This is a genomic window from Streptomyces sp. rh34 (genome assembly GCF_002551245.1).
In the GTDB taxonomy this organism is placed as follows: domain Bacteria; phylum Actinomycetota; class Actinomycetes; order Streptomycetales; family Streptomycetaceae; genus Streptomyces.
This window is the reverse complement of the sequence record NZ_NTGZ01000042.1, coordinates 25,248-38,465: the sequence shown is the minus strand read 5'-3', so window position 1 is coordinate 38,465 and position 13,218 is coordinate 25,248. Positions and strand designations below refer to the sequence as shown.

General features: G+C 71.2%; 13 protein-coding genes, 1 tRNA gene and 1 pseudogene. 10 read left to right on the top strand and 5 right to left on the bottom strand.

The genetic code is table 11. The annotated features are described in order from the left end of the window. The 6 genes and pseudogenes from CR470_RS11290 to CR470_RS11265 form a co-directional block, all read left to right on the top strand. The coding region (locus CR470_RS11290) for an ABC transporter permease subunit (RefSeq protein ID WP_143663800.1) at nucleotides 1–367 on the top strand (367 nt) is incomplete at its 5' end. Nucleotides 368–447: 80 nt separating this feature from the next. Beyond that, a pseudogene (locus tag CR470_RS11285) lies at nucleotides 448–1,227 on the top strand (MFS transporter); the annotation flags it as partial. A 49-nt stretch (nucleotides 1,228–1,276) separates the two neighbouring features. Next, entirely contained in the window at nucleotides 1,277–1,681 is a 405-nt protein-coding gene (locus tag CR470_RS11280; RefSeq protein WP_097867450.1) for a PPOX class F420-dependent oxidoreductase, read from the top strand. A gap of 131 nt (nucleotides 1,682–1,812) precedes the next feature. After that, a complete protein-coding gene (gene cysS / locus CR470_RS11275; protein WP_097867449.1) occupies nucleotides 1,813–3,213 on the top strand; it encodes a cysteine--tRNA ligase in 1,401 nt (466 codons plus the stop codon). A 98-nt stretch (nucleotides 3,214–3,311) separates the two neighbouring features. Further along, entirely contained in the window at nucleotides 3,312–4,268 is a 957-nt protein-coding gene (gene rlmB, locus CR470_RS11270; protein ID WP_097867448.1) for a 23S rRNA (guanosine(2251)-2'-O)-methyltransferase RlmB, read from the top strand. A 212-nt stretch (nucleotides 4,269–4,480) separates the two neighbouring features. Continuing rightward, nucleotides 4,481–6,127: a DoxX family membrane protein gene (locus tag CR470_RS11265; RefSeq protein WP_257138579.1), complete on the top strand. Its 1,647-nt coding sequence runs from the start codon at nucleotides 4,481–4,483 to the stop codon at nucleotides 6,125–6,127. Between the two features lie 135 nt (nucleotides 6,128–6,262). On the opposite strand, the gene CR470_RS11260 is transcribed toward CR470_RS11265, so the two are convergent. The 3 genes from CR470_RS11260 to CR470_RS11250 form a co-directional block, all read right to left on the bottom strand. Further along, nucleotides 6,263–6,979 (bottom strand): nucleotidyltransferase family protein, encoded by a 717-nt coding sequence (locus CR470_RS11260; RefSeq protein ID WP_097867446.1) that lies wholly within the window; start codon nucleotides 6,977–6,979, stop codon nucleotides 6,263–6,265. Between the two features lie 73 nt (nucleotides 6,980–7,052). Next, nucleotides 7,053–7,466 carry a hypothetical protein gene (locus tag CR470_RS11255; RefSeq protein WP_097867445.1) on the bottom strand — a complete coding sequence of 138 codons (414 nt, stop codon included), beginning with the start codon at nucleotides 7,464–7,466 and terminating at the stop codon, nucleotides 7,053–7,055. Nucleotides 7,467–7,693: 227 nt separating this feature from the next. Further along, nucleotides 7,694–8,830: an ABC transporter ATP-binding protein gene (locus tag CR470_RS11250; RefSeq protein WP_097867444.1), complete on the bottom strand. Its 1,137-nt coding sequence runs from the start codon at nucleotides 8,828–8,830 to the stop codon at nucleotides 7,694–7,696. A gap of 177 nt (nucleotides 8,831–9,007) precedes the next feature. On the opposite strand from CR470_RS11250, the gene CR470_RS11245 reads away from it, so the two are divergent. Next, nucleotides 9,008–9,081: transfer RNA gene (locus CR470_RS11245), tRNA-Thr, on the top strand. 94 nt (nucleotides 9,082–9,175) lie between these two features. Here the strand turns inward: CR470_RS11245 and CR470_RS11240 are convergent. Both CR470_RS11240 and CR470_RS11235 read right to left on the bottom strand, forming a co-directional pair. Next, nucleotides 9,176–10,378, bottom strand: coding sequence for a tyrosine-type recombinase/integrase (locus CR470_RS11240; protein ID WP_097867443.1), 1,203 nt, complete (start codon nucleotides 10,376–10,378; stop codon nucleotides 9,176–9,178). Then, nucleotides 10,359–10,913 carry a helix-turn-helix domain-containing protein gene (locus tag CR470_RS11235; RefSeq protein ID WP_179892216.1) on the bottom strand — a complete coding sequence of 185 codons (555 nt, stop codon included), beginning with the start codon at nucleotides 10,911–10,913 and terminating at the stop codon, nucleotides 10,359–10,361. The genes CR470_RS11240 and CR470_RS11235 overlap by 20 nt, the downstream gene beginning before the upstream one ends. A gap of 126 nt (nucleotides 10,914–11,039) precedes the next feature. Here CR470_RS11235 and CR470_RS11230 point away from each other — a divergent pair, with 126 nt between their 5' ends. The 3 genes from CR470_RS11230 to CR470_RS11225 are packed head-to-tail and all read left to right on the top strand — an operon-like array spanning nucleotide 11,040 to nucleotide 13,101. After that, on the top strand, nucleotides 11,040–11,267 hold the full coding sequence (locus CR470_RS11230) for a DNA-binding protein (RefSeq protein ID WP_097867441.1): 228 nt from the start codon (nucleotides 11,040–11,042) through the stop codon (nucleotides 11,265–11,267). Next, on the top strand, nucleotides 11,264–11,557 hold the full coding sequence (locus tag CR470_RS39100; protein WP_143663799.1) for a hypothetical protein: 294 nt from the start codon (nucleotides 11,264–11,266) through the stop codon (nucleotides 11,555–11,557). Before CR470_RS11230 ends, CR470_RS39100 begins: the two co-directional genes overlap by 4 nt. Next, a complete protein-coding gene (locus CR470_RS11225; protein ID WP_097867440.1) occupies nucleotides 11,554–13,101 on the top strand; it encodes a DnaB-like helicase N-terminal domain-containing protein in 1,548 nt (515 codons plus the stop codon). Before CR470_RS39100 ends, CR470_RS11225 begins: the two co-directional genes overlap by 4 nt. The last annotated feature ends 117 nt before the right edge of the window (nucleotides 13,102–13,218 follow it).

Here is a 13,218-nt window from a genome sequence, read left to right as displayed (position 1 = left end):
CCACACCGCCGCCCTGTACGCCCAGGAGAAGGCGGCCCCGCACCTCGCCGCCGCCGTCGCCCTCGGCGCGGACCGGGCCCACCTCCTGCGCCGCCACGTCCTGCCCGGGGTCCTGCCGCCGGTGGTGCGCCACGCCCTGCTCCGCATCCCGGCCATCGCGCTGGCCCTCGCCTCCCTCGGCTTCCTCGGCCTCGGCACGCAGGCCCCGGCCCCGGAGTGGGGCCGGATGCTGTCGGAGAACATGCCGTACGCGGAGCGCGCCCCGTGGGCCGTCCTCGCCCCCGCCGTCGCGCTCGCCCTCCTCGGCGCACTGGCCGTCCTCACCTCGGCCGCCGTGCGCGGGCGCACCCCGGCGGGCCTGAAGTGACCCGATACGAGCCGGAGCCCGCCGACGAGCCCGCGCCCACACGCACCGACGCGCCCGAGCCCGAACCCGCGCACGCCGGCGCGCTCCTGCTGCTCGGCGGCGGCTTCCGGGCCGCCTGCCTCGCCGGGGCCGTCGTCTTCGTCGCCGTACTGGCCGGGCACGCCCGCCTGATGCCGCGCGCCGACCACGTACGGGAACGGGCACAGGCCCCGGACGCCGTCACCCGTACGGACCAACCGGGGCGGTCGTCCCGGCGCGCGGTGTTCACCAACCGGCCGTTCCTGCTGCTCTGCCTCGCGTACAGCACCTACCTCGTCGCCTACAACCAGCTCTATCTCTCGCTGCCCGGCGAGGTGGAGCGGGCCACCGGATCGGGGGCCGCGCTCGGCTGGCTCTTCGCGCTGTCCTCGCTGCTCGTCGTCGTCGCCCAGTTGCCGCTGACCCGCTGGACCGCCCACCGGATCGCCCCGCGCACCGCGCTGGTCACCGGCCTGGTGGTCGTCGCCGCCGGGTTCGCCGCCGTACCGCTCGCCCCGGCCGGCCCCGGCGGACTGCTGCCCGGCGCCGCGCTCGTCGTCCTGCTGACCCTGGGCCAGATGCTGCTGGTCCCCGCCGCCCGGGGCCTGGTGCCCGACCTGGTCGAGGACCGGCAGCTCGGGCTGGCCACGGGGGCGCTGTCCTCCGTCTCCGGGATCGCCGTCCTCGGGGGGAGCGCGGCGACGGGCGCGCTGCTCGACGCGCCCGCGCCCGTGCGGTGGGCGGCGCTCGCGGCGGTCCCCCTGGCCGGGGCGGCGCTGGCGTTCACTCTTCCGGTGGGCCGGGGCGGGAAGGATCAGGGAACACGCGCGGTTGCGGGGTAGGAGCAGCACCGACGAAGGACCGACCCGCAGCCCCCAGGAGGACGTACGCATGACCGCCGCACTCTCCGCCGAGCTCAAGAACCTGCTCGACAGCCCCGTGTTCGTCAACATCGCCACCATCCAGCCCGACGGCAGCCCCCAGGTCTCCCCGGTCTGGGTCAAGCGCGACGGCGACGACGTCCTGATCTCCACCACCGTCGGCCGCCGCAAGGAGAAGAACCTCCGCCGCGACCCGCGCGTCACCGTGGTCGTCCAGCCCTTCGACGCCCCGTACACCTACGCGGAGATCCGCGGCGAGGCCACGCTGACGACGGACGGCGGGCAGGAACTGATCGACGAGCTCTCGATGAAGTACACCGGCAAGCCGTACGCGGAGTTCAACCCGGACTCCGACGGCGACGACCCCCGCGTCGTCGTCCGCATCTCCCCGCGCAAGATCGTCGGCCGCCTCTAGGCCCCACGGAGGGTGTGAGAACGCTCTCCGGGCCCTTCCCGGGCCGTTCCGGGGCATCCCGGTACCAGAAAGTTGTCCCCGCGATCCCCAAGGGTCGCGGGGCACTGGTGCGGGCCTACTACCCTTGAGGCGTGACTATTCGCCTGCACGACACCAACGCCCGGCAGATCCGTGACTTCGTCCCGCTCACAGCGGGCTGCGTCTCGATCTACCTCTGTGGCGCCACTGTCCAGGCAGCACCGCACATCGGCCACATCCGCTCGGGCCTGAACTTCGACATCATGCGCCGCTGGTTCACCTACCGCGGCTACGACGTCACGTTCATCCGGAACGTCACCGACATCGACGACAAGATCATCACGAAGTCCGCCGAACAGGGCCGCCCCTGGTGGTCGATCGGCTACGAGAACGAGCGCGCGTTCAACGACGGCTACGACGCGCTGGGCTGCCTGCCGCCCACGTACGAGCCCCGCGCCACCGGCCACGTCCCCGAGATGATCGAGATGATGCGCGGCCTGATCGAGCGAGGTCACGCCTACGAGGCCGACGGCAACGTCTACTTCGACGTGCGCTCCCTGCCCAGCTATCTGGAGCTCTCCAACCAGGAGCTGGACGATCTGCGCCAGCCCTCCGGCGACGGCGAGACCGGCAAGCGCGACCAGCGCGACTTCGCCATGTGGAAGGCCACGAAGCCGGGCGAGCCCAGCTGGGAGACGCCCTGGGGACGCGGCCGGCCCGGCTGGCACCTGGAGTGCTCCGCGATGGCCCACAAGTACCTGGGCTCCGCCTTCGACATCCACGGCGGCGGCCTCGACCTGATCTTCCCGCACCACGAGAACGAGATCGCCCAGGCCAAGGCGTACGGCGACGCGTTCGCCACGTACTGGGTGCACAACGCCTGGGTCACCATGTCCGGCGAGAAGATGTCGAAGTCGCTGGGCAACTCCGTCCTCGTCAGCGAGATGGTCAAGCAGTGGCGCCCGATCGTCCTGCGCTACTACCTCGGCACCCCGCACTACCGGTCGATGATCGAGTACAGCGAGGAGGCCCTGCGCGAGGCCGAGTCCGCGTTCGCACGGATCGAGGGCTTCATCCAGCGCGTCACCGAGAAGGCCGGGGAGGCCGTCCCCCCCGCCGCCGAGGTGCCGCCCGCCTTCGCCGCCGCGATGGACGAGGACCTGGGCGTCCCGCAGGCGCTGGCGATCATCCACACCACCGTCCGCCAGGGCAACAGCGCACTGGCCGCCGACGACAAGGAAGCCGCGACCGCCCGCCTCGCCGAGGTCCGGGCCATGCTCGGCGTCCTCGGCCTGGACCCGCTCGACCCGCACTGGGCGGGCGAGGTCGGCCGGGGCGAGGACCTGCACGGCGTCGTCGACACCCTCGTGCGCCTCGTCCTCGACCAGCGGCAGTCGGCCCGCGACCGCAAGGACTGGGCCGCCGCCGACGCCATCCGCGACCAGCTGGGCCAGTCCGGCCTCGTCATCGAGGACAGCCCCACCGGCCCCCGGTGGACGCTGGGACCGCGCTGAGCGCCCCCGCCGAGCAGTGCAGATGTGCCGCCCGGCGATCCGGGCGGCACACTTTCCCTATACATACGTACGTCTGAAAGCAACGAAACAGGTAGATCATGGCCGGGAACAGCCAGCGCAGGAACCGCCGCACGTCCAACAAGAAGGGCATGCAGGTCGGCAGCGGTGGCCAGCGACGCCGTGGCCTCGAAGGCAAGGGGCCGACGCCGCCCGCCTCCGCCCGTAAGGGACACAAGAAGAACCGGATCGCCGGCGCCCAGGCCAAGCAGGCCGCGGCCCGCCGCCCCGCGCCCCGGCGCGGCGGCGTGAAGGGCACCTCGGAGATGGTCGTCGGCCGCAACCCGGTCTACGAGGCCCTGCGGGACGGCGTGCCCGCCGTCACCCTCTACGTCCAGCAGTACATCGACAACGACGAGCGCGTCCGCGACGCCCTCAAGCTCGCGAGCGAGCGCGGCAACATCAACCTGATGGAGGCCCCGCGCCCCGAGCTGGACCGGATGACGAACGGCCTGAACCACCAGGGCCTCGTCCTCCAGGTCCCGCCGTACGAGTACGCGCACCCGGAGGACCTCACCGCCGCCGCGTACGACAACAACGAGGACCCGCTGATCGTCGCCCTCGACGGGGTGACCGACCCGCGCAACCTCGGCGCCATCGTCCGCTCGGTCTCCGCGTTCGGCGGCCACGGCGTCGTCGTCCCCGAGCGCCGCGCGGCCGGCATGACCGCCGGCGCGTGGAAGTCCTCGGCCGGCACGGCGGCCCGCACGCCCGTCTCCCGGGTCACCAACCTCACCCGCGCGCTGGAGGGCTACCAGAAGGCGGGCCTCACGGTCGTCGGCCTGGCCGCCGACGGCGAGCACACGGTGGAGGACCTGGAGCAGCTGGCGGGCCCGGTCGTCATCGTCATCGGCAGCGAGGGCAAGGGGCTGGGCCGTCTCGTCGGCGAGACCTGCGACTACCGGGTGCGGATCTCGATGCCGGGCGGCGCGGAGTCGCTCAACGCCGGTGTCGCGGCGGGCATCGTGCTGTACGAGGTGGCGCGCCGCCGCGGATAGCCGTCCGCCGGGCCGCCGGGGCCGCGGCGTTCGCGTGGCGCCGCGCATGGCGCCACGCGTGGCCGCGCGCGGTAACCGGCTCGCCCGCCGGGCGAGTTGACGCGCGAACGCCGAACACAGTTCCAGGTTGCCCGAGTTTGGCCTGATCTTGACGGGTCTCGGACATATCCGGGCGGTCGAGGCAGTGTCCTAAACACACATCACTCGGTTAGATGCGTGTGGACACCAGAACGCCTCGGTTCGACGAGCAACCCGCCCTGAGCATGACCAAGGTGGACAGCGACCCCGCGCAGGTCATCGTCAACCACGCCAGCTTCCGGGTGCAGCTCGCCCCGGGCCAGCGCGCACGGCTGCGCGGTGCCCCCGCGGAAACGGCCCGCATCCCCGCCATGAGCGGTGCCGGCGGAGGCCGCAGGCGGGCACCCGTCGTCTGGAGCGGCAAGTCCGCTCCCGGCGACCCCGGCGCGACAGGCCTCCTCCAGGCCGTGCGCAACTCCACCGCCGGACACCTCGACGCCGGACTCGGCGGGGCGTCCGGGGGCGGGCACGGAGCGGGCGCGACGCAGGTCATCCCGCTCCTGGAGGAGACGCAGCCCAACCCCGTACTGACCGCCCCCCATCAGCCGGGACGCACCGGTCCGCTGCTGCCGCCCATGCGGCAGGCCGTCGGCGCGTACGACCCGGTCGACGGGCCCGACGACCCCGGCCGGTCCGGAGCCCCCGGCGCTCCCGCCGACGCCGACGGCTACGACGAGGCCGACGAATCCGCCGAGTCCCGCTCCCGGCGTGGCTCGGGCGACCCCGTCCGGCACGCCTATTACCCCGGCCACCGGATGAACCTGGGCGTCGTGCTGCTCCCCATGCGGGTGCTCCTCGGCTTCATCTCCATCTACGCCGGCATGGGCAAGCTGTGCGACCCCGTCTACTTCGACGGCGGCGAGCGCGGCTCGATGGTGAAGTGGCTGACCTCCCTGCACCCGTGGGCGATGGCCGAGCCGCTGCGCGACTTCGCGCTCTCCCACCCGGTCGGCGCCGGCCTGACCGTCGCCTTCCTCCAGGTCGTGGTCGGTGTGCTCACCGTCCTCGGCCTCTGGCAGCGGGTCGCCGCCGCGTTCGGCGCGCTGCTCTCCGCCGCGCTGCTGGTGACGGTGAGCTGGCGTTCGGTCGCGGTGTACGACGCCCCCGACATCATCCTGCTGGCCGCCTGGAGCCCGCTGGTCATCGCGGGCGCGCCGGTCTACTCCGCGGACGGCCGACTGGCCGGGGAGGCCTGGCGCAAGCTCGGCCCGCGCTCGGAGATCTGGGACCTGCGCCGCCGGGTCCTGCGCCGGGGCACCGTCGCCGCGACGGTCGTCATCGGCCTCACCCTGCTCATCGGCTCCATCCTCGGCGGTGCGGTCCGCTCCAGCGAGGTCGTCACCGTCCCCGGCCGCAACGACAACCCCACCAACCGCCTCCCCGGCATGCCGCTGCCCCAGGAGTCCACCGGCGAGCGCCAGGCCTCCCGTACGCCGGACCAGGGGCGACAGCCGGAGCCCAGCCGCTCCGGCGCGGCCACCACCCCCGCCGGCGGCGGGGCGACACCGGGCGCGGTGCGCGAATCAGGCGGCCGGAGCACCGGTTCGGACACCCAGCCCAGCCAGACCCAGGGCACAGGCCAGGAACCCCCGCAGCAGTCCACCCCGCAGGAGCCCCCGGCGGCCACCAGCGCCGGACCCACCTCCTCCGGGTCCACCGGCGACGCCTCCTCCGGAGGCGGCGGCGAACCGGCCCCCACCGGCGGCTCGACCTCCTCCGGCGGCGGCGAGGGATCGACCACGGGCGGCGGCCGGAACCCGATCGGCGGCCTCCTCGGCTGACCCGTACGACAGCACGAAGGGGCGGCCCCCACCCGGCGGAACAACCGGGCGGGGGCCGCCCCTTCGTGTGCAGGCGGGTCCCCAGGGGCGAAGGCGACAGCTGCGAAGGTGACGGCGGTGAAGGTGACGGCGGTGTCAGCCGTCGTGGGCGCCGAGCTCGCGGGCCGCCTCGGTCAGGTCCTTCGCGGTGTCGATGGCCCGCCAGTACGCCCCGTTCGGCAGCGGATACCCGGCCAGCCGGCGCTCGCGGGCGAGCCGCGGGAACGTGGTCCGCTCGTGGTCGCCGCGGTCCGGCAGCAGCTTCGTGAACGCGGGCGAGAACACGTACACCCCCGCGTTGATCAGATACGGGGAGGGCGGCGACTCGATGAAGTCGGTGATGTGCCCGAACGCGTCCGTCTCCACGGCGCCCCACGGGATCCGGGGCCGGGCGAGGGCCAGGGTGGCGGTGGCGTCGCGCTCCGTGTGGAAGGCGGCCATCTCCCGCAGGGAGAAGCGGGTCCAGATGTCGCCGTTGGTGGCGTACCAGGGCTGCTCCGGATCGGGCAGCCGCCCGGCCGCGTACTTCAGGCCGCCGCCACGGCCCAGCGGCTCGGTCTCCACGACGGTGGTGACCCGGAGCGGCAGTACGGCGGCGTCCAGCCACTCCTGGAGCACCTCGGCGAGGTGCCCGCAGGAGACCACGGCGTCGGTGACGCCTTCGGCGGCCAGCCAGGACAGCTGATGGCCGATGATCGGAGTCCCGGTTCCGGGGATCTCGACCATCGGCTTGGGGCGGTCGTCGGTGTACGGCCGCAGCCGCGACCCCTGGCCACCGGCAAGGATCACGGCCTGCGTCGGATACGTATGCATGGCAGGCACGATATGCGGTGCCCGCCGGCGGAGCGGCGACGCTCCGCGTGACCGCCTCCCGGCGTGGGAGCTCCTAGCTGAACTGCGCGACCCCGGAGGCGAACGAGGTGTCACAGACGGGCCGGGAGAAGCGGTGCGCACGGGTCGGGCCGTACTGCTCGACGGCCGCCTTGCCGAGGGCCTTCGCGATCGACATGCAGTGGCGGGCGAGCGAGGGACGCTGCTCGACGGCGCGCTGGAGGCCCGTGAGCGCGGCGCCCGGGTCCTTCTCCTGCAGCTCCACGAGCAGCTTCTCGCGCAGGACGTGCTGCGGGGCGTGCGGCTTCGCGGGCTTGGACACGGTCTCCGAGGAGGCGGCCAGCAGCTGGGAGTCGGTGTCCGACTCCGCCCACTGAACGCTGGTGACCGCGAGGGTCCCGGACAGAACCATGACGACGGGCAGGACGAGAGCGAGGGATCGGCCGATGCGGCGCGCGGTGTGGGTCACGCAGCGAGCGTAGCGGCCAGTGATGACTTGGCGACAATTCGTCACCCTTGCGGGGGATGGTTCGACGCGCCCTTTCGAATACGGGCTTGACGAACCAGGGCGAAATGCCCTGTGTGCCGGGGTATTTGCCGCCACCCGGCACCGAAACCCAAACTCGCCGGGACCACGCAAACGGCCCCGCACCCCCTTGCGGGGAGTGCGGGGCCGGGCGTACGGCGGATGGGGCGTCAGTTGGTGAGACGCTCGCCGGTGGAGGTCGCGAAGACGTGCAGCTCGTCCGGGCGCGGGACGACGTGCAGCTCCGTGCCCTTCTCCGGAACGGCACGGCCGCCGACGCGGACGACCAGGTCCTTGTGCTCGCCGGCGACCTGCGCGCCACCGTAGACGAAGCCGTCGGCGCCGAGCTCCTCGACCACGTTGACGGAGACGGCGAGACCGGCCGGCGCGTCCGTGGCGTCCTTGGTCAGCGACTTCGCGGCGGCGCCACCGTGCTCGACGATGTCGAAGTGCTCGGGGCGGATGCCGACCGTGACGGTGGTGTCACCGCGGTCCGCGGCGGCGGTGAGCGCCTCGCGGGAGACCGGGACGACGCTGTTGCCGAACTTCACGCCGCCGTCGGTGATCGGGACCTCGACGAGGTTCATCGCGGGGGAGCCGATGAAGCCGGCGACGAAGAGGTTCGCGGGGCGGTCGTACATGTTGCGCGGCGAGTCGACCTGCTGGAGCAGCCCGTCCTTCAGCACCGCGACCCGGTCGCCCATGGTGAGGGCCTCGACCTGGTCGTGGGTGACGTACACGGTGGTGATGCCGAGGCGGCGCTGCAGCGAGGCGATCTGCGTACGGGTCGAGACACGGAGCTTGGCGTCGAGGTTCGACAGCGGCTCGTCCATGAGGAAGACCTGCGGCTCACGGACGATGGCCCGGCCCATCGCCACACGCTGACGCTGACCACCGGAGAGCGCCTTCGGCTTGCGGTCCAGGTAGTCGGTGAGGTCCAGCATCTTGGCGGCCTCTTCGACCTTCGCCCGGATCTCGGTCTTGTTGATACCGGCGATCTTCAGCGCGAAGCCCATGTTGTCCGCGACGGACATGTGCGGGTAGAGCGCGTAGTTCTGGAACACCATGGCGATGTCCCGGTCCTTCGGCGGCAGGTGCGTGACGTCGCGGTCACCGATGCGGATCGCGCCGCCGTTGACGTCCTCAAGACCAGCGAGCATGCGCAGGGAGGTCGACTTGCCACAACCGGAGGGACCGACGAGGACGAGGAACTCACCGTCCGCGATGTCGATCTCGAGCTGGTCCACGGCCGGCTTCGTGGAGCCGGGGTAGACGCGGGACGCCTTGTCGAACGTGACACTGGCCATGCTGAATCTTCTCCTCAACCGGCAGGAACGTGCCGGACGATCCGAGTAGGGAGTGGTCTGGTCCACAGGCGCGAACCTGCCGTGACGCTACCTGGCGTTTCCCGATCTGTCAGTAGTCCGCAGCACACGGAAATCGCGGACGAGAGGGGCGCGGGGTTGGTTAGACTGCTCCGGCACGCCTCCTTAGCTCAGCTGGCCAGAGCGCCGCACTTGTAATGCGTAGGTCGTCGGTTCGAATCCGACAGGGGGCCCGAAAGGGAAATCGCAGGTGAGACGCGGTACGCGACTGGCCCCCGGCAAGATCACTGCCGGGGGCCAGTACGCATTTTGTACGTGCTGCTGTGCCTAGGTGCTGACCGCGACCGGCGCATCCTTCATCGCCAGTGCGACAAGCCGCCCTGCGTCGAGGGCATCCGCGACCTCGTCGAGCCGGTCCGGGAACAGGTGGCCGTAGATGTTGAGCGTCATGGCCGCGTCCTTGTGGCCCAGCATCAGCTGGATGACCTTCACGTCGGCGCCGGCCGCGATGGCGAGCGACGCTGCGGTGTGCCGGAGCTTGTGCGGGGTGATGCCCATGCCGCCCAGCCCGGCCTCCTTCACCGCCGGGTCGAAGACCCGGTTGCGGAAGTTGTTGTAGCGCAGTGGCCCGCCCTCCGGGGCCGTGAACAGCAGATCCTGCTGACCCTTGCCGTGGGCCAGGGTGCCCAGCTCGTCGGCGAACGACCGGGGGATCGGCACCGACCGCTTCTCGTGGTTCTTCACCGGGCCCAGCTCCAGCACCCCGCCGACGTCGGTGAAGTTCTGGACGATCCGGATCCGCCGCTTCGGCACCAGCAGCCGGCCCGTCTTGATGGCCGACGCCTCCGCCCACCGAATCCCGCTGTACCCCAGCGTGAGGATCATCAGCCGGTACTCGCCCGCCGCGAGGGCCAGGCGCTCCAGCTGGTCGTAGGTGAGGTAGACGTGCTCGTCCTCGTCGTCCGGCCGCGGCAACTCGTGGTCGTGGCACGGGCTGGCGCTGATCCGCTTCGAGAACACGGCGTGCTTCATCACCATCGACAGCACCCGGTACGCCTTGATAATCCGGGCGGCCCCGAGGAGCTTCCCTGACTTGCCGGGCTTCGTCTCCAGCTCGGTCAGCCACGCGGAGACGTCCTCCCACTGGATTGCCCCGACCTGCCAGTCACCCCACTTCGGGATGACGTAGTTGTCGAGGAGATCCCGGTAGTCCCGGCGGGTGGTCCGGCCGATCTTCCGCTTCGAGGTGAACCACTCCTCGGCCACCAGCTTCGTCGCGGCCTTCCCCGACTTCGGGTCGCGGTAGCTGCCCTTGTCGAGGCGGGCCGTGATGGCGTGCATCTCGGCTTCCGCCTGCGGCAGCTTCAGGAACGTCGCAGCCTTGCCCTTGCCGTCCGGCCCGTACCAGCGGACACGCCACCGCCCCGGCGGCTTCCGCTTGCTGCCGGCGCGCTTCGCCTCCTGCCATCCCTCCATGGCCGCCCGGTAGTCGGCGTGGTTCTCCCGGTCCTCAATCCACACTCGGGCCATCGTCTCCCCCTTCCGGCTCGACGAGCCCCTGCTTGCGCAGCCACTCGTCCATGGGGAAACCGGATTCGCGCAGCCAGGCGTTCACCGTGGCAGCGTCGCGATCCACGGGGCCCAGCCACTGGGGCAGGCCGTACAGCTGGAACTCAAGAAACTCCGTCCGCTCCCTGCCGGGAGTCAGCCGGAACGGACGTTGCCCCTGCGCCCACTTCCATGCGTCGGAAGCGTCGGCGGTGCCACCGCCCGTGACTTCGACAGGGTCCGACGGGCGCTCGGTAAACGGCAGCAACAGTGCCGACGGAGAGACCCCGAACGTGACGGCCAATGCCGTCAGCTCATCTGCTGTTACATGCCGCTCAGCCTTCTCCATGCGGCTGATCCCTGACGGGGAGATGCTTCGTCCTGCGCGTTCAAGCGCTGCGGCCAACTGTCGCGTGCTGAAGCCGCGTGCCTTACGAAGGCGGACAAGGTTCGCTGCCACCGCCCTGCCGGTAGGACCGGTCTCTACTGCTCGTCGCCCGTGCTGCTGCTCGCTCATGGGTGACAGCCTATGCAGACGCAAGGCGATTGCGTCTGGGCTCTTATGGGTTACCATCGCGTTCATGTGGTGCAGCATAGATGCGATTGCTGCACGTAAGCAACAGTGTCACCCTAAGGAGAAGCGATGGCAGGCAAGCAGGCGTTGGTGGACGACGTTCTGTCGTCCACCGAGGTGTGCAAGCAGTACCCGCTGTTCCGGAACCCGCAGGCGCTTGCCGAACTGCGGTGGCGGGGAACGGGGCCCGACTACATCAAGACCGCACCCGGGCGAGCGGGGCGTGTTTTCTACCGCCGCAGTGCCATCGAGAAGTGGCTGGACGAGCGCACCGTGAGCGGGGGCGCCGCCGCATGAGCGCAAAGCGAAACCCCCCGGCGGGTGACCACCAGGGGGCTCAAGACCGGCTGGGCGGCGGGTCGGCTACCACCGTAGCGCGTGCCTCTGTCATCGCGCACTGCCGCGCCTACGCGGCCCGCGGGTGCTTCGGCCGTTACTGGGTGCTCGTCATCGACACCTGCCCCCACTGCGCCGAACGGCACACCCACGGCGGCGGCCCCGGGCTGCGGCCCTCCTTCGGGCATCGCCTCGCGCACTGCGGCGGCAGCCCCGCCGGCCGCGGGTACTGGCTGGAGCCCAGCAGATGATGCAACACCCTGCCGACGAGCAGGACCAGGCGCCCGCATACGACGCCGATGCCGAACGCGCCGTCATCGCGGGCATGATCCACCACCGGGGCGAGATCCCCGACGTGGCCGCCATCCTCGATGGCTCGGAGTTCTACCGGCCCGTACACGAGACCGTGTACCGGGCGATCCTCGACCTGAACGCGGCCGGTGAGCCGGTCGACCCCATCACGTTGACGGACGCCCTGCGTAAGGCCGACGACCTCACCCGCGTTGGTGGTCCCGTCGCCGTCTCCCAGCTCGCCGACATCTCCCACGCGGTCGCGCACCCTGCCGAGTACGCCCGGATCGTCGCGGACATGGCGGCACGCCGGAAGATCACCCAGGCTCTGAACCTGGCGGCCTACCGCGTCCGGTCCGGCAACGGCGAGTTGGTCGACCTCCTCGCAGACGTCACCACCGAGATCAACGGCATCACCACCTCGGCAGCACCCGCAGCAGGCACGTCCGGGTGGGACTTCACCGACCTGACATCCGTGCTGGACGGCACGCACAAGCCCGTCACAGCCACCGTCGGCGCCCGGGACGACGGCATCGGCCTGTTCTACCCCGGCCGCGTGAACGGCGTACAGGGCGAGTCCGAGGCGGGCAAGTCGTGGCTTGCCCTGATCGCAGCCCTGACGGAGATCAATCGCGGCAACCACGTCGTCTACATCGACTTCGAAGACAGCGAAGACGGAGTTGTCGGTCGTCTGCTCCTCATCGGCGCCCTGCCCGAAACGGTCCGGGCCCTGTTCCACTACGTCCGCCCCGGCGGTGGCATCCCGCCGGCCGCGATGGCGTCGTTCGTTGCGAAGGTCGGCGAGGTGCGGCCCACGCTCGTCGTCGTCGACGGCGTCACCGAGGCGATGTCCCTCATGGGCCTTGAGCTCAAGGACAACACCGAGATCGCCAAGTTCGGGCGCCTGCTCCTGCGGCCGCTCGCCGACACCGGGGCCGCCGTCGTCCCCCTGGACCACGTCGTCAAGAACTCGGAGGGCCGCGGCCGGTACGCCCTCGGTGGGGTCCACAAGCTGAACGCTGTCGACGGCGTTCAGTACATGCTCGAAGCGATCAAGCCGTTCGGCGTGAACACCGAGGGCCGCTCCCGTCTCCGCATCGCAAAGGACCGGCCGGCACAGGTGCGGAAGCACGCCCTGCCCGGCGGCCGGAACCCCCTCCACTGGTACGCCGACCTCGTCGTGAAGTCCGAGACCGACACGTTCGCCGACGCACACATCTACCCCCCGATCCAGCACCCCGACGACCCTGCCGAGCAGACCGACGAGCAGCAGAAGGAAGCCAAGAAGCTTGCCGAGATCGAGGAGTGCAAGGGCAAGATCCTCGCCGCCGTCGGCAAGGCCCGCGAGCCCCTCACGAAGAAGGGCATCGAAGACCGCGTCCAGGGGCGTGCGTCCACCACTCGTCAGGCGCTCGTCGCCCTGGTCGATGACGGCCGCCTTGTTGCCGAGCCCGGGTCCCGCGGTGCGGTGCTGCACTCCATCCCGACGGACGTGCCCGCATGACCGGCCGACCTCGTCCCGACCTCGTCCCGACCGCCCCCGCCACAATCGGCGTGTTGGAGAAAGCTGCAGGTCAGAGGCACAGCGACCTCGTCCCAGCAGGCGGGCCGACCTCGTCCA